This is a genomic window from Acinetobacter gerneri DSM 14967 = CIP 107464 = MTCC 9824 (assembly GCF_000368565.1).
Taxonomy (GTDB): domain Bacteria; phylum Pseudomonadota; class Gammaproteobacteria; order Pseudomonadales; family Moraxellaceae; genus Acinetobacter; species Acinetobacter gerneri.
On the sequence record NZ_KB849519.1, the window covers coordinates 1 to 2,211 of the forward strand.

General features: G+C 37.0%; 1 pseudogene. It reads right to left on the minus strand.

Annotated features, from left to right (window positions below):
* Positions 1–670 precede the first annotated feature (670 nt).
* A pseudogene (repM, locus tag F960_RS00125) lies at positions 671–1,606 on the minus strand (replication initiation protein RepM); the annotation flags it as partial.
* Positions 1,607–2,211: the final 605 nt, after the last annotated feature.

Sequence of the window (2,211 nt, forward strand, 5' to 3'; positions counted from 1 at the left end):
TTCAGTGATTTCTAAATCGTAATATTCTCGATCTGATTTCTTTAAAAACACCTCTGACAAACGATTATTTTTTTCAGCATCACTCAATTTCATGGTCTAAATGCTCCTATTTTGCGTTTATTGGCGTTTTTAGCCCTGTTTAGCTAGATTTCCCTGTTTTGAAGAAAAGTGCGCTTAAAGGCGATTTTAGGCGGTTTTAAGCCATGTGTGAAAATTTGATATTTTAAAAGTTGCCGATCGGCAAGTTTTAGCGGTTTGGGGGATTTATCATTTTCCGACAGCAGTTGGGAATGCACGCTTACGCGTTTCTCTCCGAGAAACAAAAAACCGACCTCTGAAAAAGATAAAAATAAGCCCCAAAAGTTGGGGCATTTTGAAATCTTTTTTAGAGGAGATTTTAGTTAGGTTTAAACCTTGATGTTTCACCTCTCAAAATCTCAAAAAATTGAGATTGTTGTTTTTCATCGAGAAGCATCGTTTTTAATCTGCTTTCAAAGTCTGCCATTTTTTCGCTATCTTTTTTCAAGTGCTTGTACCTTTTGTCCCGTGCAATGCTGAAAGCACAGCTCGAAAGATGAACGCTCCCCCTTGGGTCGAATGCAATAAATTTATGATCTTCGATAGAGTAGGTTTTGACTTGATCAACCAGTTTCACTGTTGATTGATTTTTCTTAGAACCGAAGCCAAGTTTTTCTAAAAGCGGATAAAACTTTTTAAATTTTTCAGGTTCTAACAGCATGTCTGCTATACGTTTCGCAAAATCTTGAAAGGATTCTGTACCCTCAGAGTATTTGCTCATTTCAGGCATTTCTGACAGCTTGTGAGCGAATAGGAAGCGTTGCGGATCTGTCATTTTGGTGAATAGGTCAGGCGTGTTTTGATCTCGTTGGGGAGATACTGATTTTTCAGAAATTTCCGTTTGTTTTTGCTTAAACTTGAAGGAAAATCCTGAAATCGCACGACCTGTTTTGTGCTGTTCGACCTTAACTTTAATGTCTGTTTTTTCATTAATTTGATTTATGGCAATGTCTAAAACTCGCTTTTTAAAATCGTTCATTTGTTTGTATTCAGTATCTAGAACACCAAGTTTTTGTCTAAATTTTTGTATCTCAATAATGGGTGTTTTACCTGTGCTACGCCAAGCAATCAATAATTCGTAAAGTCTTACAGCGTAAGCACTTGTAAGCCCTGAAACTTGTTCTATATCGTATTTTGTAAACTGTTCTTCTAGGCGAGTAATCAATGGAATGATGGCAGGGGCAAAAATTAATTTAACAACCGCCTCTTTCTCAACATAAATAACTTCACTCACCCATCTTGATTTATGGTGCTGGATATTTCCCTTATCGCTAAGGCTCTGATAACTGAATTGCCTTGCAAATAGGTCATCACAAGCATCTTTTAATGCTTGATATGCAGTATTTCTATGTGCCGAAAATTGATTGATGTAGCTTTCAGCGTGAATGATCAATGGGTCATTTGCGTTAATTCCCTTGCCACTTTGACGAGCTTCAATAATCGCTAAAAGTATTAATCTTTGCTCGACTAAATCGAGGTTATAACTCGCATTAATTAACGCATTATCTTTAACAACTAAATTACTCATTATGTGACTCTATTATTCTTAGACGTTTATGTGACTTTAATAATTAACGTCACAACATGCAAGGTAAACGTCACTTTATCTTTTGAAATTTTCATTTTTTTGCAAGGTAAACGTCACTTAATTGCAAGGTAAACGTCACTTAATGAAGCTTGAAACGCGCACACAGCAATGCTTTCAGCGTGTCTAAAAGCATTTAAAAGCTTAAAAGATTATTAAAAGCCAAAAAAAAATTAAAAAGCATTTAAAACTGCCCTATGTTTTCGCTTCGCTCAAACTCTATTGAATCTCGCTGCGCTCGATTCCTGGGGGCAGTTTTTTCAAATATCCACTAGGACGCTAAAAACAAGAATGGATTCGCTTCGCTCATAAAGCTTTATGCTCGCTTCGCTCGTCATGGAGCCAGTGGCTACAGTCGCCTTGCTCTGTAAATCTCGTTATGAAGCAACAGGGAGCTTGTAATCAGGGAAAAGGCAGGGGCGAATTTTTATAACGCTCAGTCGCTCGTAGACACTCGCTCGGTTACTTGATCAATTTGTTTAGCTGTTCTTCAAAATCTTGCTTGTTTAAATCACCTGAAACGTACTGATCATAAAGTTTTTGATGAT